This window comes from Amycolatopsis melonis (genome assembly GCF_040064235.1).
GTDB classification, from domain to species: Bacteria; Actinomycetota; Actinomycetes; order Mycobacteriales; family Pseudonocardiaceae; genus Amycolatopsis; species Amycolatopsis melonis.
This window is the reverse complement of record NZ_JBDZYD010000003.1, coordinates 297,944-324,745: the sequence shown is the minus strand read 5'-3', so window position 1 is coordinate 324,745 and position 26,802 is coordinate 297,944. Positions and strand designations below refer to the sequence as shown.

General features: G+C 71.1%; 28 protein-coding genes and 2 pseudogenes. 21 read left to right on the top strand and 9 right to left on the bottom strand.

What is annotated here, in order from left to right; translation table 11 throughout:
- Positions 1-1,869 carry a serine/threonine-protein kinase gene (locus ABJI51_RS09465; RefSeq protein WP_348949252.1) on the bottom strand — a complete coding sequence of 623 codons (1,869 nt, stop codon included), beginning with the start codon at positions 1,867-1,869 and terminating at the stop codon, positions 1-3.
- Positions 1,870-2,047: 178 nt separating this feature from the next.
- Between ABJI51_RS09465 and ABJI51_RS09460 the strand changes: the two genes are divergently transcribed.
- From ABJI51_RS09460 to ABJI51_RS09440, 5 genes and pseudogenes are all read left to right on the top strand, one after another.
- Entirely contained in the window at positions 2,048-2,359 is a 312-nt protein-coding gene (locus ABJI51_RS09460; protein WP_348949250.1) for a hypothetical protein, read from the top strand.
- Positions 2,360-2,430: 71 nt separating this feature from the next.
- A pseudogene (locus ABJI51_RS09455) lies at positions 2,431-2,688 on the top strand (WXG100 family type VII secretion target); the annotation flags it as partial.
- Positions 2,689-4,395: 1,707 nt separating this feature from the next.
- Positions 4,396-4,611: pseudogene (locus ABJI51_RS09450) on the top strand (transglycosylase SLT domain-containing protein); the annotation flags it as partial.
- A 37-nt stretch (positions 4,612-4,648) separates the two neighbouring features.
- Complete coding sequence (locus tag ABJI51_RS09445; RefSeq protein WP_348949248.1) at positions 4,649-5,809, top strand: pyridoxal phosphate-dependent aminotransferase; 1,161 nt, start codon at positions 4,649-4,651, stop codon at positions 5,807-5,809.
- A gap of 98 nt (positions 5,810-5,907) precedes the next feature.
- Positions 5,908-6,096 carry a hypothetical protein gene (locus tag ABJI51_RS09440; protein ID WP_348949246.1) on the top strand — a complete coding sequence of 63 codons (189 nt, stop codon included), beginning with the start codon at positions 5,908-5,910 and terminating at the stop codon, positions 6,094-6,096.
- 4 nt (positions 6,097-6,100) lie between these two features.
- On the opposite strand, the gene ABJI51_RS09435 is transcribed toward ABJI51_RS09440, so the two are convergent.
- From ABJI51_RS09435 to ABJI51_RS09425, 3 genes are all read right to left on the bottom strand, one after another.
- Positions 6,101-6,916 carry an SAM-dependent methyltransferase gene (locus tag ABJI51_RS09435; protein WP_348949244.1) on the bottom strand — a complete coding sequence of 272 codons (816 nt, stop codon included), beginning with the start codon at positions 6,914-6,916 and terminating at the stop codon, positions 6,101-6,103.
- Positions 6,917-7,008: 92 nt separating this feature from the next.
- Entirely contained in the window at positions 7,009-7,587 is a 579-nt protein-coding gene (locus ABJI51_RS09430) for an HAD family hydrolase (protein ID WP_348949242.1), read from the bottom strand.
- Positions 7,588-7,601: 14 nt separating this feature from the next.
- Positions 7,602-8,624: a threonine aldolase family protein gene (locus ABJI51_RS09425; protein WP_348949240.1), complete on the bottom strand. Its 1,023-nt coding sequence runs from the start codon at positions 8,622-8,624 to the stop codon at positions 7,602-7,604.
- 136 nt (positions 8,625-8,760) lie between these two features.
- Here ABJI51_RS09425 and ABJI51_RS09420 point away from each other — a divergent pair, with 136 nt between their 5' ends.
- The 3 genes from ABJI51_RS09420 to ABJI51_RS09410 are packed head-to-tail and all read left to right on the top strand — an operon-like array spanning position 8,761 to position 10,613.
- Positions 8,761-9,270, top strand: coding sequence for a SigE family RNA polymerase sigma factor (locus ABJI51_RS09420; RefSeq protein ID WP_348949238.1), 510 nt, complete (start codon positions 8,761-8,763; stop codon positions 9,268-9,270).
- Entirely contained in the window at positions 9,263-9,982 is a 720-nt protein-coding gene (locus ABJI51_RS09415) for a hypothetical protein (protein ID WP_348949236.1), read from the top strand. Before ABJI51_RS09420 ends, ABJI51_RS09415 begins: the two co-directional genes overlap by 8 nt.
- 34 nt (positions 9,983-10,016) lie before the next feature.
- On the top strand, positions 10,017-10,613 hold the full coding sequence (locus ABJI51_RS09410; RefSeq protein WP_348949234.1) for a TetR/AcrR family transcriptional regulator: 597 nt from the start codon (positions 10,017-10,019) through the stop codon (positions 10,611-10,613).
- Positions 10,614-10,665: 52 nt separating this feature from the next.
- On the opposite strand, the gene ABJI51_RS09405 is transcribed toward ABJI51_RS09410, so the two are convergent.
- Positions 10,666-11,364, bottom strand: coding sequence for a FadR/GntR family transcriptional regulator (locus tag ABJI51_RS09405; RefSeq protein ID WP_348949232.1), 699 nt, complete (start codon positions 11,362-11,364; stop codon positions 10,666-10,668).
- A gap of 40 nt (positions 11,365-11,404) precedes the next feature.
- Complete coding sequence (locus tag ABJI51_RS09400) at positions 11,405-12,406, bottom strand: lactonase family protein (RefSeq protein ID WP_348949230.1); 1,002 nt, start codon at positions 12,404-12,406, stop codon at positions 11,405-11,407.
- 179 nt (positions 12,407-12,585) lie between these two features.
- On the opposite strand from ABJI51_RS09400, the gene ABJI51_RS09395 reads away from it, so the two are divergent.
- The 10 genes from ABJI51_RS09395 to ABJI51_RS09350 all read left to right on the top strand — a co-directional run bounded on the left by ABJI51_RS09395 (position 12,586) and on the right by ABJI51_RS09350 (position 22,250).
- Positions 12,586-13,263 carry an SDR family NAD(P)-dependent oxidoreductase gene (locus ABJI51_RS09395; RefSeq protein WP_348949228.1) on the top strand — a complete coding sequence of 226 codons (678 nt, stop codon included), beginning with the start codon at positions 12,586-12,588 and terminating at the stop codon, positions 13,261-13,263.
- A 12-nt stretch (positions 13,264-13,275) separates the two neighbouring features.
- The gene (gene dgoD / locus ABJI51_RS09390) at positions 13,276-14,421 is read left to right on the top strand and encodes a galactonate dehydratase (RefSeq protein WP_348949226.1); all 1,146 of its coding nucleotides are present in this window, start codon (positions 13,276-13,278) and stop codon (positions 14,419-14,421) included.
- A 39-nt stretch (positions 14,422-14,460) separates the two neighbouring features.
- Entirely contained in the window at positions 14,461-15,819 is a 1,359-nt protein-coding gene (locus ABJI51_RS09385; protein ID WP_348949225.1) for an N-acetylmuramoyl-L-alanine amidase, read from the top strand.
- Between the two features lie 66 nt (positions 15,820-15,885).
- Entirely contained in the window at positions 15,886-17,313 is a 1,428-nt protein-coding gene (purB, locus tag ABJI51_RS09380; RefSeq protein WP_348949223.1) for an adenylosuccinate lyase, read from the top strand.
- A gap of 115 nt (positions 17,314-17,428) precedes the next feature.
- A complete protein-coding gene (locus ABJI51_RS09375) occupies positions 17,429-18,247 on the top strand; it encodes a substrate-binding periplasmic protein (RefSeq protein ID WP_348949221.1) in 819 nt (272 codons plus the stop codon).
- Position 18,248: 1 nt separating this feature from the next.
- The gene (locus tag ABJI51_RS09370) at positions 18,249-19,022 is read left to right on the top strand and encodes an ABC transporter substrate-binding protein (RefSeq protein ID WP_348949219.1); all 774 of its coding nucleotides are present in this window, start codon (positions 18,249-18,251) and stop codon (positions 19,020-19,022) included.
- A 7-nt stretch (positions 19,023-19,029) separates the two neighbouring features.
- The gene (locus ABJI51_RS09365) at positions 19,030-19,815 is read left to right on the top strand and encodes an ABC transporter substrate-binding protein (RefSeq protein WP_348949217.1); all 786 of its coding nucleotides are present in this window, start codon (positions 19,030-19,032) and stop codon (positions 19,813-19,815) included.
- A 7-nt stretch (positions 19,816-19,822) separates the two neighbouring features.
- Entirely contained in the window at positions 19,823-20,587 is a 765-nt protein-coding gene (locus ABJI51_RS09360) for an amino acid ABC transporter permease (RefSeq protein WP_348949215.1), read from the top strand.
- Positions 20,584-21,324, top strand: a complete 741-nt coding sequence (locus ABJI51_RS09355) for an amino acid ABC transporter ATP-binding protein (RefSeq protein WP_348949213.1) — start codon at positions 20,584-20,586, stop codon at positions 21,322-21,324. The genes ABJI51_RS09360 and ABJI51_RS09355 overlap by 4 nt, the downstream gene beginning before the upstream one ends.
- 44 nt (positions 21,325-21,368) lie before the next feature.
- The gene (locus ABJI51_RS09350) at positions 21,369-22,250 is read left to right on the top strand and encodes an MOSC domain-containing protein (RefSeq protein WP_348949211.1); all 882 of its coding nucleotides are present in this window, start codon (positions 21,369-21,371) and stop codon (positions 22,248-22,250) included.
- On the opposite strand, the gene ABJI51_RS09345 is transcribed toward ABJI51_RS09350, so the two are convergent.
- Complete coding sequence (locus ABJI51_RS09345; RefSeq protein ID WP_348949794.1) at positions 22,133-22,939, bottom strand: SAM hydrolase/SAM-dependent halogenase family protein; 807 nt, start codon at positions 22,937-22,939, stop codon at positions 22,133-22,135. The two genes, ABJI51_RS09350 and ABJI51_RS09345, sit on opposite strands and share 118 nt — an antisense overlap.
- Positions 22,940-22,986: 47 nt before the next feature.
- Here ABJI51_RS09345 and ABJI51_RS09340 point away from each other — a divergent pair, with 47 nt between their 5' ends.
- From ABJI51_RS09340 to ABJI51_RS09330, 3 genes are all read left to right on the top strand, one after another.
- Positions 22,987-23,979: a phosphoribosylaminoimidazolesuccinocarboxamide synthase gene (locus tag ABJI51_RS09340; protein WP_348949209.1), complete on the top strand. Its 993-nt coding sequence runs from the start codon at positions 22,987-22,989 to the stop codon at positions 23,977-23,979.
- A complete protein-coding gene (locus tag ABJI51_RS09335; protein ID WP_348949207.1) occupies positions 23,900-24,364 on the top strand; it encodes an NADPH-dependent FMN reductase in 465 nt (154 codons plus the stop codon). The genes ABJI51_RS09340 and ABJI51_RS09335 overlap by 80 nt, the downstream gene beginning before the upstream one ends.
- A gap of 66 nt (positions 24,365-24,430) precedes the next feature.
- Positions 24,431-25,135 (top strand): DUF2334 domain-containing protein, encoded by a 705-nt coding sequence (locus tag ABJI51_RS09330; protein WP_348949205.1) that lies wholly within the window; start codon positions 24,431-24,433, stop codon positions 25,133-25,135.
- On the opposite strand, the gene ABJI51_RS09325 is transcribed toward ABJI51_RS09330, so the two are convergent.
- Positions 25,132-25,767 carry an MBL fold metallo-hydrolase gene (locus ABJI51_RS09325; RefSeq protein WP_348949203.1) on the bottom strand — a complete coding sequence of 212 codons (636 nt, stop codon included), beginning with the start codon at positions 25,765-25,767 and terminating at the stop codon, positions 25,132-25,134. The genes ABJI51_RS09330 and ABJI51_RS09325 overlap by 4 nt on opposite strands.
- Positions 25,768-25,810: 43 nt before the next feature.
- Entirely contained in the window at positions 25,811-26,743 is a 933-nt protein-coding gene (locus ABJI51_RS09320) for an ArsR/SmtB family transcription factor (RefSeq protein ID WP_348949201.1), read from the bottom strand.
- Between the last annotated feature and the right edge of the window lie 59 nt (positions 26,744-26,802).

The following is a 26,802-nucleotide window of genomic DNA, read 5'->3' as shown; positions in this document are numbered from 1 at the left end:
CTACTTCACCGGCGGCAGCTGGGACAGCACCGTGCGCGCGTACGCCTCGGCGGCCGGGCAGATCCCCGTCGGCTGCGGCGGCTCCGGGTCGGGCGTGAAGACGAGGCTGAACTCCTCGGTGTAGTAGGCGTCGACCTGCCGGTGCGTCCACGTGATCGTGCAGCGGTCGATCTTGTTCTCGCCGGTGTCGAGCTGTTCGTAGGCCTTCGTGCCCGCGACGTCGACCGCGCGCTGCCCGTCGAGGCTGAGGTCCTTGTTCGTGCCGCCGGTCAGGGACAGGACGTACGAGCCGATCCCTTCGAAGTACCACTGGCACTGGTGCAGCAGCGTCTTCACGTCGTCGGCGGGCTTGTCCACCGGGCTCTGCAGGTCCTGGCACAGGTCGACGGAGATCGCCGAGCCTGCCGCGGCCGGGAAGCGTTCGGCGGTTCCGTCCGAGATCTCCTTGAGGATCACCGAAATCGCTTCGCGCGGCGCCGCGCACGCGTCGCCGGACTTGCGCTGGGCCGAGGCGGTGACCGCGTTGTTCGGGGAAGCCGTGATCTTCACCGCGGCATCGCAGGAACTGTCGTGCTTCTTGAAGTACACGTCGTGCCCGTCGAGGCGGATGGGCGTGACGCCGTCCAGGGAGACGGGGTTGAAGAGGCTGAGGTCGATGGTGGTGCTGCGCGTCTTGTCCGCCGTCTCGTCGAACGACAGGGAGCACTGGTCCAGCAGGCCCGCCCGGCGGTCGGCGGGCCGCACCCGGCCGGTGCCCGGCATCGAGTCCGGCGGCAGCAGCTTGCAGGGGTCGATCTGCCGCAGATCGGCCAGGCTGAAGGGCTCGGGCTTCGGTGAGGTCGTCGCCGTGACCGGAGCGGACCCGGCGGTCTTCCGGCCGCTGTTCGCCGCCACCACAGCCACGGTCGCCCCGGCGACGGCCACCACGGCGACGACCGCGGCGGCCACGAGCGGCCACCGTCGCCGTTTCCTGCCGGGAACCGGGAGTGCCAGAGCCTGGCTGACCTGCGCTTTCTGGGTCCCGATCAGCGCGTGGACGGCCGGTGGCCACGGCGTCACCCCGGGCTGGACCGGTCCCAGGAAGTCCAGGATCTGCGCCGGTGTCGGCCGTTGTGCCGGGTCCTTCGCCAGGCACGGCTCGATCAGCCGGCGCAGCTCCGGCGGCAGCGCACCGAGGTCGGGGCGGCTGTGGACGACGTTGTAGAGCACCTGCGGGGTCGATCCGCCGCCGAAGGGCGCGCGGCCCGTGGCGGCCATGGCCAGCAGCCCGCCCAGGGAGAAGACGTCGCTCGCCGGGGTGAGGGGGCGGCCGTCGGCCTGCTCCGGCGACATGAAGCCGGGCGAGCCGATGATCGAGCCGGTGTGCGTCAGCTCCGAGTCGCCCTCGGCGGCGCGGGCGATCCCGAAGTCGATCACGCGGGCGCCGTCGTCGGTGAGCAGGACGTTGCTCGGCTTGAGGTCGCGGTGGATCAGCCCGGCCCGGTGGATGTCGCTGAGCGCCGACGCCAGCCCGACGGCCAGCACCCGCACGGCCGCGGGCGGCAGCGGGCCCGCCGCTTCGACGGCCTCCTTCAGCGACGGCCCGGCCACGAACACCGACGCCAGCCACGGCGTCGGCGCGTCCGGATCGGCGTCCATGACCGCCGCGGTGTAGGCACCGGAGACCATCCGGGAGATCTGCACTTCCCGGCGGAACCGCGACCGGAACCCGTCATCGTGCGCGAAGCCGGGATGGACCTGCTTGACGGCCACGAGCCTGCCGTCCGGCGACACCCCGAGCAGCACCCGGCCCATCCCGCCTTCCCCCAGCGCGGCGACCAGCCGATAACGCCCGACCTGGCGTGGTTCGTCCGGGTTCAGCGGTTTCATGATCGGCGTTCCTCCCCGCCGGACATGCTACAAAGCGTGTCCGGTGCCCGCTGGGGTGGAGTTTGCCGGAGATCCGTACGCACGACCCGCGTGAAGTCATAAAGTGAGCGCGGGAACCGTCCTGGTCATGGCGACGTCCGATCGGGCGGAGACAAGTTTCCGAAGGGGATGACGAACCGTGCCTGTCTACGACCCGGACTCGATGGCCATCGCGGCCCGCCAGGTGGAGAAGCTGAAGGACGAGTTCGAGAAGTCCAAGCAGAAGGTCACCGGCATGGACCACGAGAAGGAGAGCCCCTTCGGTGGCATGGACCAGACGGGCGACGCGCACGGCGCGGTCGGCAAGTTCAAGGACGGCGTGCACAGCCAGTTCGACGCCGCGGGTAGGCACATGGAGGCGCTGGGCTTCGCCATGCGCAAGGCGGCGGGCCTGATCGCCGAGACCGACCAGGTCGGGGCGAGCGACCTCAAGCTGCACGTCGACAAGTGAACTGAGCAGGGGGCACGGCAGTGGCATTGAACGGGCATGGCGCGGGGAACCCGGACAACTGGGACGCCTTCATGGCGAAGGTCAACCAGGTCGAAAAGGTCAATCTCCAGGTCATCACGGACGCGGCAACGCAGTTCCGCGAGGCGGGCAAGAACGCCGGCGACCACAATGCGGCGCTGCGGAACACGACCGAGGCCCTCAACGGCACCGTGTGGGCAGGCCCGGCCGCGGACGAATTCTTCAAGTACGTCCGGAAGGTGCGCGACGCCGGCGACAAGGTGCAGAGCCACCTCGAGGACGTCGCGAAGGACCTCGACAACCTGCAGGCGAGCCTCGCGCAGATCAAGAAGAACGTCCAGGACAAACTGGACGCCGCGGAAAAGGCCGTCAACGCCCGCAACGACAAGGCCGAAGCCGACATCAACAAGGCGAAGAAAGCCGAAGCCGAAGCGGCGGAGCATCCGGACAAGCCGAAACCGAGCCCGAGTTCCGCGGAAATCCTCGCCACGGCGAAGACGGACATCCACAACATCACCGCCGGTTTCGACAGTGACGTGGCGGGCCTGCAGGCCCAGGCCGACACCGCGATCAAGGCCTCCCAGAAGCTGATGTCCCAGCAGATCGAGGGTGGCTACGACCAGGTCCCGCTGCCGAGCAGCGCCGGCTCGGCACCGAAGAGCACCGGCGGCATCCACAGCAACGGCTCCTCCCACCACGGCGGCGGCGGAGGCGGCGGAGGTGGAGGCGGCGGCGGTGGCCTCGGCCCCAGCGGCGGCCCGCCCTCCTCGCCGCCGCCGGGGAACGTCCAGCAGTGGATCCAGGAAGCGCTCAAGGCCCTGCAGGCCGCGGGCGTTCCGGTGACCGAAGCCGACATTCCGAAAATCTGGGCGATCATCCAGCACGAATCCGGCGGAAATCCAAACGCCATCAACAACTGGGACTGCGTGCCGCTGGACACGCAGATCGTGACCAGGCGCGGTCTGCTCAAGCACGACGCCGTCGAGGTCGGCGACGAGACGATCGGGTTCAACCCGGCCACCGGGCGCAGCGAGTGGACCCGGATCACCCGGGTCGTCCACCACGAAGACGCCGAGCTGGTCCGCATGGTCAACTCCCGGTGGCAGGCGACCACGACGCCCAACCACCGCTGGCTCAACCTGCCCCGGGTCAACGTCCGGCGCACCGGCCTGCCGTCCGTCTGCCCGGAATGCGGCTGGGAGCCCCGGGCGGCGCGGCAGCCGGAAACCGGCGTCGCGGTGCACCGGCGCAAGAAGCACGGCTTTGTCTCGGCGAAGCAGGAAAACCGGTACGAGACCGAGCCCGGCTTCGTCACCACCCAGGACGTCCGCTCACGCGACCGGATTCTGCTGGCGGCACCTGCCGCGACCGAATCGTCGCTGGACATCAGCGTGGCGGAGGCCGCCATTCTCGGGTGGATCGCCGGGGACGGTCACATCGAGACCCGGCAGCACCGTCCGACCGTGTCGATCGCGCAGTCCAAGCCGGAAATGGTGGCGAAACTCCGTCGGCTTCTCGACGGCGTGCCGCATGCGCTGTACGTCGACGACCGCGGTGGGTGCGGTCCCCGGCACCAGTTCCGGCTGGACCACGACTACGCCAAGGACCTGCTGGCGCGGGCCGGAAATCCCAAGTCCGACGCCGTCGAACAGGTGCTGGCGATGTCCACCGGACAGCGTGCGGCGTGGCTCGAAGCGATCGTCGACGCCGAGGGCAGCCGCTACCTGCGACCCGGCTACTCGCGACCGCAGGTGGTCGTCTACCAGGCTCCCGGTGCCGTCCTCGACGCGATCGCGCTCGCCGGCTACCTGTCCGGAGCGCGGCCCCGGGTGCTCCCGGTGCACCGGGCGAACCAGCCGGAGACCTGGCGCCAGGAGTTCTCCGTGCACCTGAACAACCCGATCGTCACCGGCGCCTTCCTGCACAAGGAAGCCGCCGGCCGCGGGGACGTGTGGTGCGTGACGACGGAACTGGGCACGTGGACGGCCCGGGAGGGCGACCACCTCTTCCTGACCGGCAATTCCAATGCCGCCGCCGGGCACCCGTCCAAGGGGCTCATGCAGTGCATCGACTCGACGTTCAACGCCCACAAGCTGCCCGGTCACGACAACATCTACAACCCGGTCGACAACATCATCGCGGGCGTGCGGTACTCCTTCGACCGGTACGGCAGCCTCGACAACGTGCCGGGCATCAAGGCCATGGCCCATGGGGGTGCCTACCGCGGCTACTGATCCCGGCGCGTCCGGTGCGCAGCGTTAGCCTGGCCGCATGGTCGATCCTGCGCTGCGGGCCGGTGTGCCGCCCTTTCACGTCATGGAGGTTCTTTCCGCGGCTGGTGCCCGGCAGCGCAGTCATGGTGATCTCGTGTCGCTCGCTGCCGGGCAGCCGTCCGCGCCCGCGCCGAAGCCCGTGCTCGATGCCGCTCAGGAAGCGCTGCGGAACCACACCCTCGGCTACACCGAGCAGCTCGGCCTTCCCGAACTGCGGGAAGCCGTGGCCGGGCACTACCGGCGGCGGTACGACGTCGACGTCCAGGCGCACGACGTCATCGTGACCACCGGGTCCTCCGGTGGCTTCCTGCTCGCCTTCCTCAGCGCCTTCGATCCCGGTGCCAGGGTCGCCATGGCCCGGCCCGGCTATCCGGCCTACCGGAACCTGCTGTCCGTGCTCGGCTGCGAGGTCGTCGAGTTCGCCACCACCGCCGAGACGAACTTCCAGCCCACCGTCGAGCTGCTCGACCGGCTCGGCCCCGTCGACGGCCTGATCGTCGCCAGCCCCAGCAATCCCACCGGGACCGTGCTGCCGCCGGGGGAGCTGGCCGCGATTGCCGGCTGGTGCTCCTCGCACGGGGTCCAGCTGATCAGCGACGAGATCTACCACGGCATCTCGTACGGCGCCGGACTCGACTGCGCGTGGCAGTACGGGCACGAGCCGATCGTGCTCGGGAGCTTCTCGAAGTACTTCGCGATGACCGGCTGGCGGCTCGGCTGGATGCTCGTGCCGCAGCGGCTGCACCGCGCCGTCGACGTCCTGACCGGAAACTTCACCATCTGCCCGCCGGCCGTTTCGCAGTACGCCGCCCTGGCCGCCTTCACGCCGGAGGCCTACGCCGAGGCCGACGCGCACGTCGAGCGGTACCGCGCCAACCGCGACCGGCTCTTCGCCGGGCTGAAGCGCATCGGGCTCGACAAGCTCGCGCCCGCGGACGGGGCGTTCTACGCCTATGCCGACGTCAGCGCCTACACCGACGACAGCCTGAGCTGGTGTCAGCGGCTGCTCGCCGAAACCGGGCTGGCCATCACGCCCGGCGTGGACTTCGACCCCGTCGACGGCGGCAAGTACGTGCGGTTCTCCTTCGCCGGCAGCGCCGGCGACATCGACGAAGGGGTCCGCCGCCTCGGGGCCTGGCTCGGCCAGGGGGAACCCTGATTCATCCCTGAACGTTGGCCCGACGAGGGGAGTTTCACCGCCGCGGGTGGCACATTGGGAGTCACCGGGCCGGTGGGGCCACGGGAAACGGAGGAGCCATGTTCTGGAAGATCGTCGGCGGCCTGCTCGTCGCCTGGGTGGCGTTCATGGTGCTGGGTGCCGTGATCGGCTTCGTGTTCAAGGCCGTCCTGTGGATCGCCGTCATCGGCGGGATCGCGTTCCTGGGCGCGGCGGGCTACAAGGCCCTCAGCGGCAAGAAGGACTACAAGCGCATCAACCGCTACTGACGTTTCAGGGGATCCGCGCCACGCCGCACAGTGCCGTCCAGTTGACCGGCGTCAGCGGCGCCAGGCGCGGTCCGTCCGGCCACCACAGATGGGGGGCCGTCAGCCCGGGTTCCAGCAGCTCGAGGCCGTCGAAGAAGGATTCGATCTCGGTGCGCGTGCGGTAGAGCGTGTCGAGCGCGGCACCGGCGTACAGCCGCTGCAGCGAGGCCGCGACGCCGTCCGCGTCCGAGCCGTCGGCCGGGTTGTGGTGGTGCAGCAGGATCAGGTACGAGCCCGGCGCCATCGCCTCGACGTACGACTTCACCACGAGCTGCGCTTCCTGCAGGTCCGTGATGTGGTGGACGATCCCGCACAGCACGAGCCCGACCGGGCGGCCGGTGTCGATGAACCGCGCGACGTCGGCGAGGGTTTCGCCAGGGTGCAGCGGGTCGTTGCCCGAGATGTGCGTGAAGTCGTTGTCGACCAGCACGGCCCGGCTATGCGCCTGCACCACCGGGTCGTCGACGACGTAGACGACGTGCGCCTCCGGGTTGTACCGCTGCGCCACCTGGTGGGTGTTCTCCGCCGTCGGGAACCCCGAGCCCAGGTGGAGGAACTGGTCGACGCCGAGCCGTTCGGTCAGGTAGCGGACCGAACGGACGAGCCACTGGCGCACTTCCCTGGCCATCGCCGGGGATTCCGGCGCGATTTCCAGGATTCGCCGGACGAGGGCGCGGTCGGCCGCGTAGTTGTCGTGCCCGCCCATGAGCGCGTCGGAAACGCGAGCGATGCTCGGCCGGTCGAAGTCGACACGGGCCGACGGTTGTTCGCTCAACGCCATGGGCTACCTACCGGGGAAGTCGGTGGGGGACGTCCACAGCCTAGGACATCGATTTCACGATCGGTAGGCGGACATGCGGTGTGGGTGAAGATTCAGCCCAGCCAGGCGCGGGCGGCCTCGGCGCCGCTCCACACGTGGGCCTTCAGCCCGACCGCCCGTGCTCCGTCCACATTGGACGCGCGGTCGTCGAAGAACAGGCAGTCGGCCGGTTCGGCGCCGAGCTCGTCCAGCAGAAGGCGGAAGATCTTCGCGTCCGGCTTGACGCACCGGACGTCGCCGGAGAACAGCGTCACGCGGAAGTGCCGCACCCAGTCCTGGGCGCGGACCCACTCGCCGAACACCGACGGCGCGTTCGACAGCAGCGCCAGCGCCGCGCCCGCTTCGGAAAGGGCTTCGAGCAGCGCCTCCGACGCCGGTTCCAGGTGCCCCCAGCCCTCGACGTCGATGCGGGTCAGCTCGGCCGACATCGCTTCGTCGACGGACACGCCCACGGCGTCGCCGACCGCCTGCCAGTACTCCAGCGGGGTGCTGCCGGCGTCGTACGGGAGCCGGTGGTCCCAGTAGGCCTTCTCGAACTCCGGCAGCGGCGCACCCATCACCGCGGCCAGCTCGGGACGGGCGGCGCTCGGCTTGCTGAGCACGTCGCCGTAGTCGAACACGATCCAGTTCATGGTATTCCCCCAGGTCAGGAGCCGGTTTTGAGGCGGCGCAGTGCTTCTTCGACGTCGGCCGCGCTCAGGTCGCGGTGCGTGACGAACCGGATCTTGCCCGCCATCGGCACCGCGCGGATGCCGAGCGAGTCGAGCCAGGCCAGCGCGGTCGGGATGTCGGGCACCTCGGCGAGCACGATGTTGGTGTCCGGCCGGTTCGTCGGCCAGCCGTGCTCGCGCAGGCCGTCGGCGAGCCGCTGGGCGTTCTCGTGCGACTCGGCCAGCTCGGGGATGCGGTCGAGGGCGACCAGGCAGGCCGCGGCCAGGACACCGCCCTGCCGGACGCCGCCGCCGAGCATCTGCCGCATCCGGCGGGCCCGCTCGACGAACTCCGCGCTGCCCGCGACGACCGAGCCGACCGGCGCGCCGAGGCCCTTGCTGAAGCAGGCCGACACGGTGTCGACGCCGACGGTCAGCGCGGCGGGCGGCACTTCGAGGGCGACCGCGGCCTGCCAGAGCCGGGCGCCGTCGAGGTGCACGGTCAGGCCGGCCTCCTTCGCGACCGACAGCAGCTGGGCGTGCTCGTCGGGCGGGGTCACCGCGCCGCCCGCGGCGTTGTGGGTGTTCTCCAGGCAGAGCAGGGACGTCCGCAATGTGAAGTACGGCCCGGGGTGTCCGATCGCGGCCGCGAGGGCGTCGGGCGAGGGACGGCCGGGGCCGCCGTCGTGCTCCAGGATGTCCGGCATCCCGCCGGCCAGCCACGCCGCCGAGCCCAGCTCGTTGACCAGCACGTGCGCGCCGCGCGTGGCCAGGAAGCGGTCGCCGCGCTGCAGGTGCAGGCTGAGCGCGATCAGGTTGGCCATGGTCCCGCTCGGCACCCAGAGCGCGGCAGGCATGCCCAGGACGTGCGCCGCCCGCTCCTCCAGCACTGCCACCGTGGGGTCGCGCTCGAGGACGTTGTCGCCGACCTCGGCGGACGCCATCGCCGCCCGCATCACCTCGTCCGGCCGGGTCACGGTGTCGGAGCGGAAGTCCAGCGGGGGCAGCGAGAAGGTCACGAGCCGATCACATCACACCTTCCTCCCGGGGATCAATGAGGCACCGAGTGGTCGAACCCACTCCGCTCGTGCAACCGTGGACGCCCCTGATTCCGTCCTCCCGGGCGAACGACAACAGAGCGGAGCACGACTGCGCGTGGACCAGCGCGACGAGCAGGAGTTCGCGGAGTACTTCGCCGCCAGGCGGGACGCCGTGCGCCGGACCGCGTACATGCTCTGCGGCGACTGGCACCGCGCGGACGACCTCGCCCAGACGGCGTTCGTGGCACTGCACCGGAGGTGGAAGAAGATCAGGGATCGCGCGGCGACCGACGCGTACGTCCGCAAGACGCTCGTCCGGGCGACGATCGACGAATCGCGGCGTCCGTGGCGGCGCGAATGGCAGACCGAGACGCTGCCCGAGCCGTCCGACGACGCGCCCGGCCTCGACGACCTCGTCGCGACCAGGGAGGACCTGCTCGCGGCGCTGAAGGAAGTGCCGCCCCGGCAGCGGGCGGTGCTGGTCATGCGGTTCTTCGAAGGACTCGACGTGACCGGCGCGGCGAAGGCGCTCGGCTGCAGCGAAGGCAACGTCAAGAGCCAGACCGCCCGCGGGCTGGCGAACCTCAGGCAGGTGCTGGAACGGGAGGTGGAGACCAATGGATGAGCAGGAGCTGCGCTCGTTGTTCTCCGCCGCGCCGGGTGAGGCCCCCGAGCCGTCGTTCACCCAGGACGACGTCGTGCGCGAATCCCGCCGCCAGACCGTGCGCCGCCGCAACCGGTTCACCGCCGGGGTGGGGGCCGCGGTGCTGGTCGTCGCCGGCGTCGGGGCTTACGTCCAGCTCTCCGGGGGTAGTCCCAAGTCGGCGTCGACCATGGCGCAGGACAACGCCGTGTCGGCGCAGTCGGAAGCCGGGTCCGCGCAACCCGGCGACGGCTCGATGCGTCCTCAGATCGACGGGGAGTCACCGAACTTCCCGGCCCGGCCGCCTCAGCAGGGAGACAGCGGGGACGGGAAGACCGGCCGGCTGGCCGAAGGCGCCTCCGGGTGCGAACAGGTGGACGGGGAGCTCGCCATTGCCCTCGCTGGCGAGCTCCCCGGCCACGTCGTCGCCGCCCAGGCCGTCCCGGGCGGCGCCTGTTCGACGGTGTCGCGGTCCGCGGGGTTCCCGGTGCCGGGCGGTGAAGTGGCCGCGGCGGCGTATCCCCGCGGTGTCCCGGTGCCGTTCAAGGCCCAGCCCGCCGGCACGGTGACCGCGCAGGTGGCGACCGCCTCCGGGGGGATGCTGGTGCTGGTCAGCGTGCCGTCCGCCGGTGGCGTGGCGCCGTACGCCGACCAGGTGGAGCGGTTCGCGCGCGCTCTCGCGCCCCGCTTCTGAGCCCGCGGGCGGCCGGTTGGCAGAATGACCGGTCATGACCGCTGCGACCACCCCGAAAGGGGAGCGACGGCGCGCCGCGCTCGTCGAGGCCGCCGCGAAGCTGCTCGTCGAGGGCGGGTTCGACGCGGTCCGCCACCGCGCGGTCGCCGAGCGCGCCGGCCTGCCGCTCGCCTCGACGACGTACTACTTCGACTCGCTGGAAGACCTGGTCACGGCGGCCGTCGAGCACCACTCGAACCTGGAGCTGGAGACCGGCCGCCGACGGCTGGAGGAGCTGGCGACCCGCCACCGCGGCGTCCAGGCGACCGTCGAGCTGGTGCTGGAGATGCTGCTGGGCCCGGAGAGCGGCGACCCGGAGGCCGACGCGGAAGCGGTCCTGCTGCGCTACGAGCGGCTGGTCGCCACCGGCCGCCGCCCGTACCTGCGGCCGCTGATGCGGACGCTGTCGGCCCAGCTCAACGAGCTGCTGATGGAGATCTTCGCGCGCTCGGGCACCCCGGTTTCGGCCGCCGAACTCGAACGCCTGGTGGCGCTGGTGGACGGCGCGGTGGTCAACGCGCTGATCGCGGTCGACCCGGAACCCCGCGCCGCGGCGGCCCGGATGCTGCAGGCCGCCCTCGAAGTTCCGTGAATGGCACATTGAGGGACTTGGAGTCCGTGAATGTGCCATTCACGGCTTCGGGCTAGGCGCGCTGGGCCTTTTCCTGGTCGTCGCGGGACTGGGCGACCAGGGCGAGCATCGCCTGCTCCGCCGCCGCCGGGTCGCTCGCCACGATCGCGTCGACCACCTTCCGGTGGCTCGGCACCGGGTCCTCCGCCGCCGGGGCGCCGTGGACCAGCTTGTCGCGCTCGGCCAGGCCGATCGCGATGATCCGCTCGACCCTTACGAGGAAGTTGTTGTGGGTGGCGGCCATCAGCCGCCGGTGGAAGGCCAGGTCGGCCTGGACGCTCGCCTCCGGGTCGGTGCCCGCCGCGGCCATGTCGGCCAGTGCCTCCCGCAGTCCCTCGATGTCCTCCTCCGACGCGCGCCCGGCGGCGATGCGGGCCGCCGCCGGTTCCACGATCGCGCGGACCTCGGTCAGCTCGTCGAGCAGGCCCGGGTCGTCGGCGGCCGCGGTCTGCCAGCGCATGACGTCGGCGTCGAGCATGTTCCACTTCTCGCGCGGCTGGACGAACGTGCCGCGCTTCTGCCGTGCGTCGATCATGCCCTTGGCCGCCAGCACCTTCAGTGCCTCGCGCAGCGCGGTCAGGCTGATGTCCAGTTCTTCGCGCAGGGCGGGCAAGTCGAGGACGGTGCCCTCGCCCCACTCGTCGGAGAGGATCCGGCTGGCCAGTGCCTCCACGGTCTGGCCGTGCAGCCCGCGGGGCCGGTGTTCGGTCATGGAGGGCCCTCTCAGCTGGCAGGTGAGGCGCATCCTACGGTCAGGGCAGCGAAACCGGCAGCACGAATGTCGGGGAGCCGGTCGGGTGGTAACGCAGCTCGGCCTCGCCCGACGCGGTCAGCGTGAACGCCGTGATCGCGTCCTCCGACTGCGCTGCCACGTAACACGTTCCGTCCACCAGCGCGAAGTGCCGGGGGTTCGCGCCGCACGGCTGGTCGGCCACCGCGGCCGTCTCGTCGAGGGCGAACTCCGTCACGCAGTCCGGGCCGCGGTTCGACACGTACAGGCGGGAATCGCTCAGTTCCAGGTGGGCCACGAGGTTCGGCACGGACGGCTCGGTGAACGTCGAAGCCGTCGACGACACCACCGAGAAGGCACCCGGCGATGTCTCGCGGACCGTCAGCAGCGTCCCGGCCAGCTCGCCGACGACGTACGCGAGGTCGGTGCCCGGCCGCCGGACCAGCTGCCGCGGCCCGGTGCCCGGCGGCAGCGCGGACACCGCCAGCGGCTCCAGCGCACCCGAGGAAGTCAGCGTGTAGCTGCGGATCTCGTCCGTGCCGAGGTCGACCGCGCTGACCATCCCCTGGCCGGGGACGGCCATGTGGACGTGCGCCGCCTCCTGGCGGTCGGCGCGCGGGCCGCTGCCGGTGTGCTGCACCAGCGCCGTCCGCGACCCCACTTCGCCCGACGGCGACAGCGCGAACACCGCCAGGCTGCCGCCGGTGTAGTTGGCGCACAGCAGGAACCGGCCGTCGGGGGTCACCGCGAGGTGGCACGGGTGCGCGCCACCCGTCTCGGCCGTGCCCAGGATCGACAAATCGCCTGAGGAAGACATCGACAACGCCGTCACCGCGCCCGAGGACGTCTCGTTGGCCGCGTAGAGCACCGGCAGCGACGGATGCCGCGTCAGCCACGACGGCGACTCCAGCGACAGCGAACCGATCTCGCGCAGCTCACCCGACGGCGACCGCGTGAACGTCGTGATTCCCGTGCCGTTCCCCGCTTCCCCGGTGTAGCACCCGACGAAGACCAGCTCAGCCATGCGCGCTCCTCAACAGCGTCTCGACCCGGGCGGCGCACCCGCCGCCGGTCAGCCTGGCACGTCGCCGGTTCCGCGCGGCGAACGGCCGTCATAGCCACTGAAATCTTAAATTAGGAGTTAATCTTGACGTCGGCCGCGGCCGTGGTCATGCTGCTGGAGCGACCCGGAAGGGAGAGGCGATGCGGACAGCGGTGGTGACCGGAGCGGCGTCCGGAATCGGCGCGGCGACCGCCCGGCGGCTGCTCGACGACGGCTACCGCGTGCTGGGCGTCGACATCGCCGAACTGCCAGAGGGGATCGTGCCGGTCCGCGGTGACGTCCGCGACGACTCGACGTGGGCGGCCATCGGCGAGGTGGACGCCCTGGTCAGCAACGCCTACGTGCCCAGCACCGGGCCGCTGCACGAAATCGATCGCGCCGAGTGGCAGCGCCAGCTCGACGTCAACCTGACCGGCACCTACCTCGCCGTCCGGGCCTGCCTGCCGTCGCTGCGGGCCCGCCGCGGCGCGGTCGTGCTCGTCTCGTCGGTGCACGCCCACTTCGGGTTGCCAGGCCATCCCGCATATGCCGCGAGCAAGGGCGCGCTGGTCGCGCTGGCCCGGCAGCTGGCCGTCGAATACGCCCCCGAGGTGCGCGTCAACTCCGTGCTGCCCGGCCCGGTGCTCACCGAGGCCTGGGCCCGCATCTCGCCGGCCGACCGCGAACGCAGCGCGCGGGCGACCCCGGCCGGCCGCCTCGGCAGGCCGGAGGAGGTGGCGAACGTGATCGCGTTCCTGCTCTCGGCCGCGGCGTCGTTCGTGACCGGAGCCGAGCTGACCGTCGACGGCGGCTGGTCGGCCGCCAAGGATTCCGCGTAGAGAGGGACACGGGTGAAGATCACCGGAGTCGAAACGTTCCTGGTCGCGCCGCGCTGGCTGTTCCTCAAGATCGGCACCGACGAGGGAATCTGCGGCTGGGGCGAGCCCGTGGTCGAGGGCCGCGCGGAGACCGTGCGCGCGGCCGTGCACGAGCTGTCCGAACTGCTGGTCGGGCAGGACCCGCTGCGCATCGAAGACCACTGGCAGGTGTTGCGGCGCGGCGGTTTCTACCGCGGCGGCCCGGTGCTGTCCAGCGCGCTGTCCGGCTACGACCAGGCGCTGTGGGACATCGCCGGGAAGGTCCGCGACGCGCCGGTGCACGAGCTGCTCGGCGGTCCGGTCCGCGACCGCGTGCGGGTCTACAGCTGGGTCGGCGGCGACCGCCCGCACGGCATCCGCGAGGCCGTGGCCGCGCAGGTCGAGGCGGGCTTCACCGCGGTGAAGATGAACGTCGCCGGCCCGCTGCCCGCGATCGCGTCCCCGGCGGAGGCGGACGCGGCGGTGTCCCGTGCCTGGGAGGCGCGGGAGGCCCTCGGCCCGCACCGCGACCTGGCGATCGACTTCCACGGCCGCGTCTCGCCCGCGATGGCGCGGCGGCTGGTCCGGCTGCTGGAGGACGTCCAGCCGATGTTCGTCGAGGAGCCGGTGCTGCCGGAGACCCAGGGTGACGCGCTCCGCTCGGTCGTCGAGGCGTCCACGGTGCCGGTCGCGGTCGGCGAGCGGCTGTACTCGCGCTGGGAGTTCAAGCCGGTGCTCGACGCGGGGGTCGCGGTGGTCCAGCCCGATCCGTCGCACGCGGGCGGCATCTCCGAGCTGCGGCGGATCGGCGCGCTGGCCGAGCTGTACGGCGCGTCGCTCGCGCCGCACTGCCCGCTCGGGCCGATTTCCCTGGCGGCGTCGCTGCAGGTCGCGTTCGCGACGCCGAACTTCCTGATCCAGGAACAGAGTGCGGGCATGCACTACCACGAGGGCCGCGAGCACAGCTACCTCGTGGATTCGTCGATCTTCGCCTTCCGGGACGGCTACGCGGCCAGGCCGCTGGGGCCGGGCCTCGGCATCGAGGTCGACGAGGCGGCGGTCCGGCGGGCGGACGAGCTCGGGCACGCGTGGCGGTCCCCGGTGTGGCGGCACGACGACGGCGGCTTCGCGGAATGGTGAAAGCGCTTCACCGCAGGCGGATTTCTGCGATCATGCCTCGTGCCCATCACAGCCAGAAGCCTGACCGCCGCGGTGTTCGCGCTGGCGATCACCGCCCTCGTCCCCGCCACGGCCACCGCACAGGAGACACCGGCACCGGAGTGCCCGGCCAACCTCGACTGCCGGTTCGTGCCCGCGGCGTACGACTGGTCCAGCGCCGACCACAGCGATCCCAACAACTACGGCAACTACGACCCGGCGAACCGCCCGGCCGACGGCCAGAAGATCCAGTACATCGTCATCCACGACACCGAAAGCGTGCCGAGCAGCACCGCGAGCCCGTACGACCAGGCGATCGCGGCCTTCAAGGACCCGGCGAGCGGGTCCAGCTCGCACTACGTGATCCGCTCGTCCGACGGCCAGGTCACGCAGATGGTGCCGACCAAGGACGTCGCCTGGCACGCGGGCAACTGGACGATGAACGAGCACTCGATCGGCATCGAGCACGAGGGCATCGCGGCACAGGGCGGCACCTGGTACACCGAGCAGATGTACCGGGCGTCCGCGGAGCTGGTGAAGTACCTCGCGGCGAAGTACCACATCCCGCTGGACCGGCAGCACATCCTCGGCCACGAGGACATTTCCCGCGAGCGCACGAGGAACTTCGGCGCCGCGCACTGGGACCCGGGCCCGTACTGGGACTGGGCGCACTACATGGACCTGCTCGGCGCGCCGATCAAGGCGACCGGTGCGGCGGACAGCGGCGTCGTGACGATCAAGCCGGACTACGCGACGAACCAGCCCCCGATGACGACGTGCACGGCGGGCACCTGCACCCCGCTGCCCGCGCACGGCGCGAACTTCGTCTACCTGCACACGGCCCCGGACGAGAACGCGCCGCTGATCACCGACCCGGTGGTGCACCCGGACGGTTCACCGGGCACGACGTCGATCGACGACTGGGGCGACAAGGCGGTCGCGGGCCGGTCGTACGCGCTCGCCGGTGAGCAGGGCGACTGGACGGCGATCTGGTACGGCGGGCAGAAGGCGTGGTTCGCCAACCCGGGCCACCGGGCGACGGTGCCGGGCCGCGGCCTGCTGCTGACGGCCCCCGACGGCGTCTCGTCGGTGCCGCTGTACGGCCGGGCGTTCCCGGAGCAGTCCGAGTACCCGTCGGCGATCCCGTTCGACCCGATCTGGACGGTCGCGCCGATCCCGTGGACGCTCCCGGCGGGCCAGACGTACGTGGCGACGGGCTCGTTCCGCGGCGAGAACTACTACGCGCGCTTCGACCCGGCGGCGGTGCCGGCCAACCACACGCTGGTGGCCGGGAACACGACGTACTTCCAGCTGTCGTACAACCACCGGGTGGTGTACGTGAAGGCGTCGGACGTCAAGGCGCTGCCGTACGAGTCCTGACCGGCCGCGGTGACGGCCCGCGCCCCGGGCCGTCACCGCGCTGACCTGCGCAGGTATCGTGAGGGCGTGACGGACAAGCCCTCCATTCCGAACGTGCTCGCCGCCCGCTACGCCTCGGCGGAGCTGGTCTCGCTCTGGTCGCCGGAGCACAAGGTCGTCCTGGAGCGGCAGCTCTGGCTCGCCGTCCTCAAGGCGCAGAAGGACCTCGGGGTCGAGGTGCCCGACGGCGTCATCGAGGCCTACGAGCGGGTCCTGGAGAACGTCGACCTCGGGTCGATCGCCGCGCGCGAGCGCGTCACCCGGCACGACGTCAAGGCGCGGATCGAGGAGTTCAGCGACCTCGCCGGGCAGGAACACATCCACAAGGGCATGACCTCGCGCGACCTCACCGAGAACGTCGAGCAGCTGCAGCTGCTGCGGTCACTGGAGCTGGTCCGCACCCGCGTCGCCGCCGTGCTGGCGCGGCTGGCCGCGCTCGCCGTCGAGCACGCCGACACCGTCATGGCCGGGCGCTCGCACAACGTCGCTGCGCAGGCCACCACCCTCGGGAAGCGGTTCGCCACCGCCGCCGACGAGCTGCTGGTCGCCTTCGACCGGCTCGACAACCTCATCGAGCGGTACCCGCTGCGCGGCATCAAGGGCCCGGTCGGCACCGCGCAGGACATGCTGGACCTGCTCGGCGACGAGTCCACTTTGGACCAGCTGGAAGACCGCGTGATGCAGCACCTGGGCTTCAAGAACCGGTTCGTCAGCGTCGGGCAGGTCTACCCGCGTTCGCTCGACTTCGACGTGCTGTCCACTGTGGTCCAGCTCGCCGCGGCGCCGTCCAGCCTGGCCAAGACGATCCGGCTGATGGCGGGCCACGAGCTGGTCACCGAGGGCTTCAAGCCCGGCCAGGTCGGCTCCTCGGCCATGCCGCACAAGATGAACACCCGCTCCTGCGAGCGCGTGAACGGCCTCGCCGTCGTGCTGCGCGGCTACCTGTCGATGATCGGCGAGCTGGCAGGCGACCAGTGGAACGAGGGTGACGTCTCCGACTCGGTCGTCCGCCGCGTCGCGCTGCCGGACGCCTTCTTCGCCCTCGACGGCCTGCTGGAGACGTTCCTCACGGTGCTCGGCGAGTTCGGCGCCTTCCCGGCGGTCATCGAGCGTGAGCTGGATCGCTATCTGCCGTTCCTCACCACGACGAAGGTGCTCATGGCGGCCGTCCGCGCCGGTGTCGGACGTGAGACGGCCCACGAAGCCATCAAGGAGCACGCGGTCGCCGTCGCGCTCGAGATGCGGGAGGGCCGGGCCGAAAACGACCTGCTCGACCGCTTCGCCGCCGACGAGCGGCTCCCGCTCGACCGCGGTGAGCTGGACAAACTCCTCGCGGACCGGATCTCGTTCACCGGGACGGCAGGCCGTCAGGTCGCGCAGGTGACCGAGCGCGTCGAACGCGTGCTCGAGCGGTTCCCGGAGGCCGCGGGCTACGCGCCGCAGCCGATCCTGTGAGCTGACGCACGAGTCCACGGACTGGAACGAATCCCACCCGAACGGGCGAAATCCCTAGTCTCGATCGCTGACCACGGAGCGCTGCGAAGCGCTGATCCTCACCATGGAAGAAGCGATGAGATCCACGCTGTCCAAGATCACCGCCGTCCTCACCGCGGGCGCGCTGACGTTGTCCCTGGCCGCCTGCGGTGGTTCGAGCGCGCAGGCGACCACCCTGCGCGTCGGCACGCTGAGCGACGCCCCGCCGTCGATCTACCTGGAGAACGGCCGCTTCACCGGCTACGACAACGAGCTGCTGCGCGACATCGCCAAGCGTGAGGGCTTCGAGGTCGAGTTCGTCGGCACGGAGTTCTCCGGCCTGCTCGCCGGGGTCGCGAACGGCAAGTTCGACATCGGCAGCTCGACGATCTCCAGCACCGAGGCACGCAAGAAGACGGTCGCCTTCTCCAACGGCTACAACACCGGCTTCACCACGGTCGTCACGGCGAAGGGCGCCAACCTCAAGAGCGCCGCCGCGCTGGGCGGGAAGCGCCTCGGCGTGGTCCAGGGCTCGGTGCAGGACGAGTTCGCGGGCAAGGTCGCCGGCGCCCAGGTCGTCCGCTTCCCGGACTACAACGCCGGCTTCGCGCAGCTGAAGAACGGCACGCTCGACGGCTGGGTCGTCCCGCAGGACATCGGGCAGAAGTACCTCGACCAGAACCCGGCCGTCCCGCTGGAACTCGGGTACACCGTCGAGGACAAGGACACGCCGTCGGCGTTCGCGGTGTCCAAGAAGAACACCGAGCTGCTGAAGAAGCTGAACGACGGTCTCGCGAAGGCGATCGCGGACGGCACGGTCGCCCGCATCTACGGGCAGTTCTACAAGAACACGCCGCTGTCGAAGGAACTCCAGCCCGGTGGGCCCGGCCTGCCCGTGAAGAACCTGGACGCGTGACATGAAGAAGCTGATCGTCACCGTGCTGGCCGCCGCGCTCACGCTGACCGCGTGCGGCTCCGGCAGCGATTCCGGCAGTGGTGGGCAGACGCTGCGCGTGGGCACGCTGAGCGACGCGCCGCCGAACATCTACCTCAAGGACGGCAACTACACCGGCTTCGACAACGAGCTGCTCAAGGCCATCGCCGCCAAGCAGAACCTCAAGCTGGAGTTCGCCGCGACCGACTTCTCCGCGCTGCTCGGGCAGGTCGCCTCCGGCCGCTACGACATCGCCAGCTCGGCGATCGCGCAGACCGACGAGCGCAAGAAGACAGTCGACTTCTCCGCGGCCTACGACTTCGAAACGATGAGCATCCAGGCCAAGCAGGGCACGCCGGTCACCGACGAGAAGGGACTGGCGGGCAAGCGCGTCGCCGTCATCCAGGCGACCGTCGGCGACCACTGGCTGACCACCACGGTCCCGGCCGCGCAGGCCGTGCGCTTCCCCGACTACGCCGCCGCGCTGACCGCGCTCAAGACCGGCGCCGTCGACGCGTACATCCTCGACCAGAGCATCGCCGAGAAGAACGTCACCGACAACCCGGACGCCAAGCTCGTCGTGGTGAAGAGTTTCGTCACCGACGTGCCGCACGGGTTCGCCGTGAAGAAGGGCAACACCGAGCTGCTCGGCAAGATCGACGCCGGGCTCAAGCAGGTGATCGCCGACGGAACCTGGCTTAAGCTGCACCAGCAGTTCCTGCCGACCGCTCCGGTGCCGGCCGGGTTCCGAGGTTAGGAGAAGCATGAGGAAGACACTGGTCACGGCGCTCGCGGCCACGCTGCTCGCCGCGCTGACGGCGTGTGGCGGCGGCAGTGACTCCGGCAGTGACGGGAAGACGCTGCGCGTGGGCACGCTGAGCGACTCCAAGCCGAACGCCTACCAGGAGAACGGCACCTTCACCGGCTTCGACAACGAGCTGCTGAAGGCCATCGCCGCGAAGGAGAACCTCAAGCTGGAGTTCGTCTCGACCGACTTCTCCGCGCTGCTCGGCCAGGTCGCGAACGGCACCTTCGACATCGGCAGCTCGGCGATCGCGCAGACCGACGCCCGCAAGAAGACCGTCGACTTCTCGGCGCCGTACAACTACCAGGCCCTCGGCATCGAGGCCAAGGAAACCGCGGGCATCACCGACGAGAACTCCCTGGCGGGCAAGCGGATCGGCGTCGTACAGGGCACGGTGTCGGACAACTGGCTGGCGTCGAACGCGCCGACTGCGCAGGCCGTCCGGTTCCCGAACGACGCGGCCGCGCTCAGCGCGCTGAAGACCGGCGCGGTCGACGGCGCGGTGTTCGACCAGGCGACCGCCGAGGACTACGCGAAGCACAACCCGGACGCGAAGCTCAAGGTCACCAAGGCCATCGTCACGACCATCCCGCACGGGTTCGCGGTCCGGAAGGGCAACACCGAGCTGATCCAGAAGCTGAACGACGGCATCAAGAAGGTCGTCGCGGACGGCACCTGGGTCAAGGTGCACGACCAGTTCGAGCCCACCGCGCCCGTGCCCGCCGAGTTCAAGCCGGGGCAGTAAGTCCACAATGGATCAATTCTTCGACACCTTCCTCAACTGGGAGTACATCTGGCAGGTCTTCCCGGACCTGCTGAAGACCGGCCTGCTCAACACGCTGATCCTGGCGGTCACGTCCGCGCTGATCGGCACCGTGCTCGGCATGGTGCTGGCCGTGATGGGTCTGTCGACCAAGATCTGGCTGCGCTGGCCTGCCCGGGTGTACACCGACATCTTCCGCGGGCTGCCGGCGATCCTGACCATCCTCGTGATCGGCCAGGGTCTCGGCACGCTCGCGCGGGACGTCGTCGGCACGAACCCGTACCCGCTGGGCATCCTGGCGCTGAGCCTGATCGCGGCCGCCTACATCGGCGAGATCTTCCGGTCGGGCATCCAGAGTGTCGACAAAGGACAGCTGGAGGCCAGCCGCGCGCTGGGGATGAGCTACAGCAAGGCGATGCTGCTGGTGATCATCCCGCAGGGCGTGCGGCGGGTGCTGCCCGCGCTGGTGAACCAGTTCATCGCGCTGATCAAGGACTCCAGCCTGGTGTACTTCCTCGGCCTGCTGTCCGAGCAGCGCGAGCTGTTCCGGATCGGCCAGGACCTCGCGGCCAACACCGGCAACCTGTCGCCGCTGGTCGCGGCCGGGTTCGTCTACCTGGTGATCACGGTGCCGCTGACGCACCTGGTGAACTACATCGACAAGAAGCTCCGGACCGGCCGCAAGGTGCGCGCGGACGAGCCGGGCGACGAGGACGAGCTGGACCTGGTCGCCAGCGGGAAGGTCGGTTCGTGACGACGGCGGTGCGATCGTCCAGTGTGGAGCTTCGCGACATCCACGTCCGCTTCGGCACGCTGGAAGTGCTGCGCGGGGTGGACCTTCGCGTGCCGAGCGGCAAGACGACGTGCATCATCGGGCCGTCGGGCTCGGGCAAGTCGACGCTCCTGCGGTGCGTGAACCGCTTGCAGGAGCCCGATTCCGGCGACCTGCTGCTCGACGGCGAGTCGGTGATCAAGGCGGACCCGGACGCGCTGCGCCAGCGTGTCGGCATGGTGTTCCAGCACTTCAACCTGTTCGGGCACCGCAGCGTGCTGGACAACATCGTCCTCCCGCTGCGCAGCGTGAAGAAGCTGGGCAAGGAGGAGGCGGCGGAGATCGCCCGCGCCCGGCTGGCGGAGGTCGGACTGGCGGACAAGGCCCCGTACCGGCCGAGCGCGTTGTCGGGCGGCCAGCAGCAGCGCGTGGCGATCGCGCGGGCGCTGGCGATGGACCCCGAGGTGATGCTGTTCGACGAGGCGACCAGCGCACTGGACCCGGAGCTGGTCAAGGGCGTGCTGAACCTGATGGCCGGGCTGGCTTCCCGTGGTCTCACCCTGATCGTGGTCACGCACGAGATGGGTTTCGCACGCAGTGTCGCCGACGAGGTGGCGTTCATGGACGCGGGCCGCATCGTCGAGCAGGGCCCACCGGCCCGCATCTTCGACGACCCGCAGAGCCCCCGGTTGCAGCGGTTCCTGTCGCAGGTGCTCTGAACGGAGGACACGGCGGCGGCCACCGCAGCGGGTAGCCTGCGGAGATGGCGAGAATCGCTCGGCTGACGTACTACCCGGTCAAGTCCTGCGCCGGAACCGACGTGTCCTCGGCCGAGGTCACCGCGGACGGGCTCGCGCACGACCGGGTCTTCCAGGTCATCACGCCGGAGGGCGAGCCCCTCACCCAGCGGCCGCACCCGGTGCTGGCGGTCGTGCGGCCGCGGGTGCTCGGCGACCGGCTCGCGTTGTCGGCGCCGGGCCGCGAAGACCTCGTCTTCGCCATCCGGTACGACCGCCCGCGGCGTCCGGTGTCGGCGTTCCGCTGGCAGGGCGAAGGCGTCCACCAGGGCGCCGAGGCCGCGGAGTGGTTCTCGGACCTGCTCGGCCGTCCCGCCGAGCTGGTCCGCGTCACCCCCGGGCACGAGCGCGTCACCGGCGGCGAGACGCCGGGCACGGTCGCGTTCGCCGACGCGCACGCCATGCTCTTCCTCGCCGAGTCCTCTTTGGACGAACTGAACGCCCGCATTGCCGAGCGCGGCGGGCAACCGGTCCCGATGGACCGCTTCCGCCCCAACGTGGTTCTCGCCGGCTGGGCGGAACCGCACCGCGAGGACGAGGTCCGCGAAATGACCGTGGGCACCGCGAAGTTCGGCTACGCCGAGCGTTGCGTGCGCTGCACGGTCCCGATGGTCGACCAGGAGACCGGCGCGAAGGACGGCCCCGAGCCGATCCGCACGCTCGCGACCTACCGGCGTGACCCCGACGGCGGCGTCGTGTTCGGCATGAAGGCCGCGGTGCTGCGGCCCGGTCAGGTGGCGGTCGGCGACGAGGTGATCGTGCACTCCTGGGCCGGGCCCAGCCCGAGCACGGCGGCCGCGGAGCCGCCGTTGACCGCGACCGCGAGCCGTCCGGCCGAGTCGGTGTAGAGCACCGTCGCGCCCGCGGGCACGTCCGCGAACGTCCGCCCGATCACCGTGCTCACCGCGACCCGTTCGCTGTGCACCGAAACCGCGCCCGAGAGGCCCGACAGCTCCAGGTCGGCCGGGGTCGCGGCCAGCTGGACGTTGCCGAAGTGGTCGACGGTCAGCACCTCCGACACCAGCTTGCCGGGGAACGCCGCCACGAACGGCTCGGGCATCGCCACCAGGTCGCCGACCGGGTCGCCGAAGTCGGACGGCGCCACGCCCAGCGCCAGGTGCGCGGCCGCGGGCGCGAAGACGTCACGGCCGTGGAACGTCGCCGACGTGACCGGCAGCCGCAGCGACGGCTCGGCCAGCTCGTACGCCGCCCGGACGCCGCCCAGCGCCTCCGCGGCCGGCAGCAGCACGCCGTTGTCCGGCCCGACCAGCAACCCGTCCGCGGCGACGACCACCACCCCCAGCCGGGTGGTTCCCACGCCGGGGTCGACGACGGCGACGTGCACCGCTTCCGGCAGGTAGGGCACGGTCTGGGCCAGCGCCATCGCGCCGTGGCGGATGTCCTGGGGTGGCACTTCGTGGGTCACGTCGAGCACCCGCACGGCGGGCGCCAGCCGCGCGATCACGCCGTGGCAGGCCGCCACGAAGCCGTCGCGCAGGCCGTAGTCGGTGGTCACCGAGATCCAGTCGTACGCCATGCCAGCATCATCCATGGTGGCGGAGGGTGCGCGTTAGGGTTCAGCGCGTGACCCCCCTCCCCGCCCTCGCCACCGGCAAGGTCCGCGACCTCTATGCCGTCGGCGACGACCTGCTGATCGTCGCCTCCGACCGCATCTCGGCGTTCGAGCGCGTGTTCCCCACCCCCGTCCCGGACAAGGGCCGCGTGCTCACCGCGATGAGCGTGTTCTGGTTCCGCGAGCTCGCCGACGTCCTCCCCAACCACCTCCTGGCCTGCGACGGGCCGCTCATCCCCGAGTCCGTCCGCGGCCGGGCGCTGCTGGTCCAGCGGCTCGACATGCTGCCGGTCGAGGCGGTCGTCCGCGGCTACCTGACCGGCCGCGGGTACGGGGACTACCGCCGGTCCGGGTCGGTGTGCGGGGTCGCGCTGCCGCCGGGCCTCGCCGAGTGGGAACGGCTGCCCGAGCCGATCTTCACCCCGTCCACCAAGGCCCGGCCCGGCGAGAAGGACGAGAACATCGACTTCGACACGTGCGTGGCGGTGCTCGGCCGCGCGCTCGCCGAGGAGGTCAGGGAGGCGTCGCTGGAGCTGTACCGCCGGGGTGCCGCGCGCGCGGCGGAGCAGGGCCTGCTGCTGGCCGACACGAAGTTCGAGTTCGGCATCGGGCCGAACGGCAGGCTGGTGCTCGCCGACGAGCTGCTGACGCCGGATTCGGCGCGCTACTGGCTCGCCGAGGGCCACCAGCCGGGCGTGCCGCGGCCGTCGTTCGACAAGCAGCACGTCCGGGACTGGCTGGTCGGCCCGGCGTCCGGCTGGGACTGCGTCTCGCCGCTGCCCCCGTTGCCGCCCGAGGTGGTCACGGCCACCCGCGAGCGCTATCTCGAGGCGTATCACCGCATCACCGGGCTTTCGCTGGCAGACTGGCCTCGTGATCCTGCTGATCTGCGGCAGCCTGCGGGCAGGCTCGGGCAATGCGGCGGTGCTGGGGACCGTCGCGACCCTCACCGCGAGCAAGACGTACACCGGCCTCGGCGACCTGCCGCACTTCAACCCCGATGACGACCGCGACCCGCTGCACCCGGCGGTCGCCGGCCTGCGCGCGGCGATCAAGGAGGCGGACGCGGTCCTGGTCTGCACGCCCGAGTACGCGGGCGGGCTGCCGGGTTCGTTCAAGAACCTGCTCGACTGGACCGTCGGCGGCGGCGAGCTGTACGGCAAGCCGGTGGCGTGGATCAACGCGTCCTCGGTCGCGGCGCCGACCGGCGGCCGGGACGCGCACGACTCGCTGCGCAAGGTCCTGACCTACGCGGGCGCCCGGATCGTCGAGGAGGCGTGCGTGCGCATCCCGGTCCCGCGCGACGCGGTGGCCGACGGCCAGGTCGTCGATCCCGACCTGCGTGGCCGCATCGCGGTGGCGGTGAAACGGCTGCGCGAGGGCGTCTGAGGCTTCCGGCAACGGTCGCCCGCCGGTTCTGCGCAGTTCACGGGGGTTTCAGCCGCGTGCGTCCCAATGGGGTGCGTGGAAGCTCGCTTGCTGGTTTCGCTGTCGGGAATCACCCCGCGCACGCTGCACCGGTGCGCCGACCTCGCGGCCGAGCTCGACCGCCGCAGGGTACCGCTGTCGGTGCTGTACGCCGCCCGGACCGGCGAAGGCCCGGTGACGGAGTGGGTGCGCGCCCGCGCCCGCGGCGGTGATTCCGTGTTGCTGCACGGATACGACCACACGGTGACGCCCTCGCACCGCGCGGTGAACCTGGGCAAGAAGGCGGAGTTCGCGGCCCTGCCTGCCCACGAGGCACGCCTGCGGTTGATCGCGGCGCGGGCGTTGCTGGACACCGTGGGCCTGACGGCCGACGGCTTCGCCCCGCCCCGCTGGATCGCGTCCCAGGGCACGCTGCAGGCACTGGCCGAGCACGGCTTCCGGCTGTGCGCGGACCTCGGCGCGGTCCGCGACCTGGTCACCGGCGAGGTGCACCGCGCCCGCGTCCAGGAGTTCACCAGCCAGTCGCATCGCACGGAGACGGTGCGCTGCTTCGCACTGGTACTGGCGGCGGCGCGCGCGGCCCGCCGGGGCGGCCTGGTCCGGCTGGGCGTGGACGCCACGGACCTGACCCGCCCCGGCCTCCGCCAGGCCCTGCTCGACGCGGTCGACGTCGCGCTCGAGAACCGCGCGTTCGGCACCACGTACGGGTCGTTGCGCGCGGTGGCGGCCTAGAGCTTCGCGGGTTCGCCGCGGTCGAGCACCTTGACCTCGGTGCCTTCGGGCGCGAGTTTGCCGAACAGGCCGTAGTGCATGGCGGGCCGGGCGAGCACGGCCTCGTGAATCGGCACGGCCACCCGCGGCGCGACGGCCCGCAGGTAGTCGACGGCCTCGCCGGCCTTCAGCCACGGCGCACCGGTCGGCAGGCCCAGGACGTCGATCTGCTGCTCCGGCACGAAGAACGAGTCGCCGGGGTGGAAGAAGGCACCGTCGTCGAAGACGTACCCGATGTTGGGAATCACGGGAACGTCGGCATGGATGACGGCGTGCTCCCCGCCGACGGCCTTGATCGAGGTGTCCCCGACGGCGAAGGCGTCCCCGACGTTGGCGACGTCGAAGTCCAGGCCCAGCTTCTCGATTTCCGGCGCCGAGCCGGGGTCGACGATCAGCTTGGCGGCCGGGTTGGCTTCGAGGACCTTCGGCAGCCGCTCGACGTCCAGGTGGTCGAAGTGCTGGTGCGTGACGAGCACGGCGGACAGCTCCCGCTCGTCTTCGAAGCCGGTGGAGAACACGCCGGGATCGATCAGGATCCGCTCGGCGCCGGTCTCCAGCAACAGGCAGGCGTGTCCGAAATGGACGATACGCATCGATGCTCTCCTTCGCACGTGGACGATTCCAGCGTAGTCCCGTTCAGAGCTTTCCGGTGAGCAGCGCGTCGCCCAGTTCGGTCCGCCGGTACAGCACCCGGTGTCCCCGCCGCTCGGAACTCAGCAATCCCGCGCCGCGCAACGCCGTCAGGTGCGCCGAAACCGTTGCCGGGGCCAGGCCGTGGCGCCGGGCCAGCTCGGTCGTCGCCGCCGGGCGGTCGAGCGTGGCCAGCAACGCCGCCCTTGTCCGGCCCAGTACCTCGGCCAGCGGTTCCGGTGGTGTCGCCGAAGAAGTCCACAGGGAACCGACCCCGCGGGCCGGGTACAGCAGCGAAATCTGCCATGGCGGCACGGTCACCACGCCGACGTTCGGCCACGCGAACACCGCCGGGATCAGCAGCAGCCCGCGCGAGTCGACGGTGAGGCGCTCGCGGGCGCGGACGTCGACCAGCACCGACGTCCCGGACAGCCGGACCCGCGGGTGCAGTTCCGCCAGCATCGCCGCGAGCCCGCCCGTGCCCAGCTGCCGCGTCCGGAACGCGATGTCCGCCGCGAGCAGTTCGCGCAGGCGCGGCCACTCCGGCGCCAGCAACGCGTGCCACACCACTTCCAGCTGCTCGGCCAGCAGGTCACGCGCGGCCGCCGGGTCGTCCGGCAGCGCCGACAGGTCCGCGTCGACCATGCCGAGTTCCAGCGCCACCTGGTGCGGCGGCGTCGCCCGCACCACCCGCAGCTGCGCCTCGGCCGTCGTCTCCGGGCCGTCGGGCGGCGGGCTCAGGAACTCGGTGATGTAGTGCCGCGCGCTCAGCACCGCCGTCAGCTCGGGCACGTCGGGCAGGCCGGACAGCCACGGCAGCCGCGCGGGATGCCGCCGCAGGCCGAGCAGCGTCTGGACGGCGCCCAGGACCTCCTCCAGCGGCGAGATCGCGAACCGCACGCGCTGGCTGCCGGCCGCCGTCAGGACCAGCTCGATCACGACTGATTCGCTCTCACCCGAATCAGTGTGCCGCAGGACCCCGCCACGCGAGCGTGTCC

Bases quoted from the DNA above. Each gene is read 5' to 3' on its own strand.
- ABJI51_RS09465 (WP_348949252.1), bottom strand. From the start codon at position 1,869: ATGAAACCGCTGAACCCGGACGAACCACGCCAGGTCGGGCGTTATCGG.
- ABJI51_RS09445 (WP_348949248.1), top strand. From the start codon at position 4,649: ATGGTCGATCCTGCGCTGCGGGCCGGTGTGCCGCCCTTTCACGTCATG.
- ABJI51_RS09440 (WP_348949246.1), top strand. From the start codon at position 5,908: ATGTTCTGGAAGATCGTCGGCGGCCTGCTCGTCGCCTGGGTGGCGTTC.
- ABJI51_RS09435 (WP_348949244.1), bottom strand. From the start codon at position 6,916: ATGGCGTTGAGCGAACAACCGTCGGCCCGTGTCGACTTCGACCGGCCG.
- ABJI51_RS09430 (WP_348949242.1), bottom strand. From the start codon at position 7,587: ATGAACTGGATCGTGTTCGACTACGGCGACGTGCTCAGCAAGCCGAGC.
- ABJI51_RS09415 (WP_348949236.1), top strand. From the start codon at position 9,263: ATGGATGAGCAGGAGCTGCGCTCGTTGTTCTCCGCCGCGCCGGGTGAG.
- ABJI51_RS09410 (WP_348949234.1), top strand. From the start codon at position 10,017: ATGACCGCTGCGACCACCCCGAAAGGGGAGCGACGGCGCGCCGCGCTC.
- ABJI51_RS09405 (WP_348949232.1), bottom strand. From the start codon at position 11,364: ATGACCGAACACCGGCCCCGCGGGCTGCACGGCCAGACCGTGGAGGCA.
- ABJI51_RS09400 (WP_348949230.1), bottom strand. From the start codon at position 12,406: ATGGCTGAGCTGGTCTTCGTCGGGTGCTACACCGGGGAAGCGGGGAAC.
- ABJI51_RS09395 (WP_348949228.1), top strand. From the start codon at position 12,586: ATGCGGACAGCGGTGGTGACCGGAGCGGCGTCCGGAATCGGCGCGGCG.
- ABJI51_RS09375 (WP_348949221.1), top strand. From the start codon at position 17,429: ATGAGATCCACGCTGTCCAAGATCACCGCCGTCCTCACCGCGGGCGCG.
- ABJI51_RS09370 (WP_348949219.1), top strand. From the start codon at position 18,249: ATGAAGAAGCTGATCGTCACCGTGCTGGCCGCCGCGCTCACGCTGACC.
- ABJI51_RS09365 (WP_348949217.1), top strand. From the start codon at position 19,030: ATGAGGAAGACACTGGTCACGGCGCTCGCGGCCACGCTGCTCGCCGCG.
- ABJI51_RS09360 (WP_348949215.1), top strand. From the start codon at position 19,823: ATGGATCAATTCTTCGACACCTTCCTCAACTGGGAGTACATCTGGCAG.
- ABJI51_RS09350 (WP_348949211.1), top strand. From the start codon at position 21,369: ATGGCGAGAATCGCTCGGCTGACGTACTACCCGGTCAAGTCCTGCGCC.
- ABJI51_RS09345 (WP_348949794.1), bottom strand. From the start codon at position 22,939: ATGGCGTACGACTGGATCTCGGTGACCACCGACTACGGCCTGCGCGAC.
- ABJI51_RS09330 (WP_348949205.1), top strand. From the start codon at position 24,431: ATGGGGTGCGTGGAAGCTCGCTTGCTGGTTTCGCTGTCGGGAATCACC.
- ABJI51_RS09325 (WP_348949203.1), bottom strand. From the start codon at position 25,767: ATGCGTATCGTCCATTTCGGACACGCCTGCCTGTTGCTGGAGACCGGC.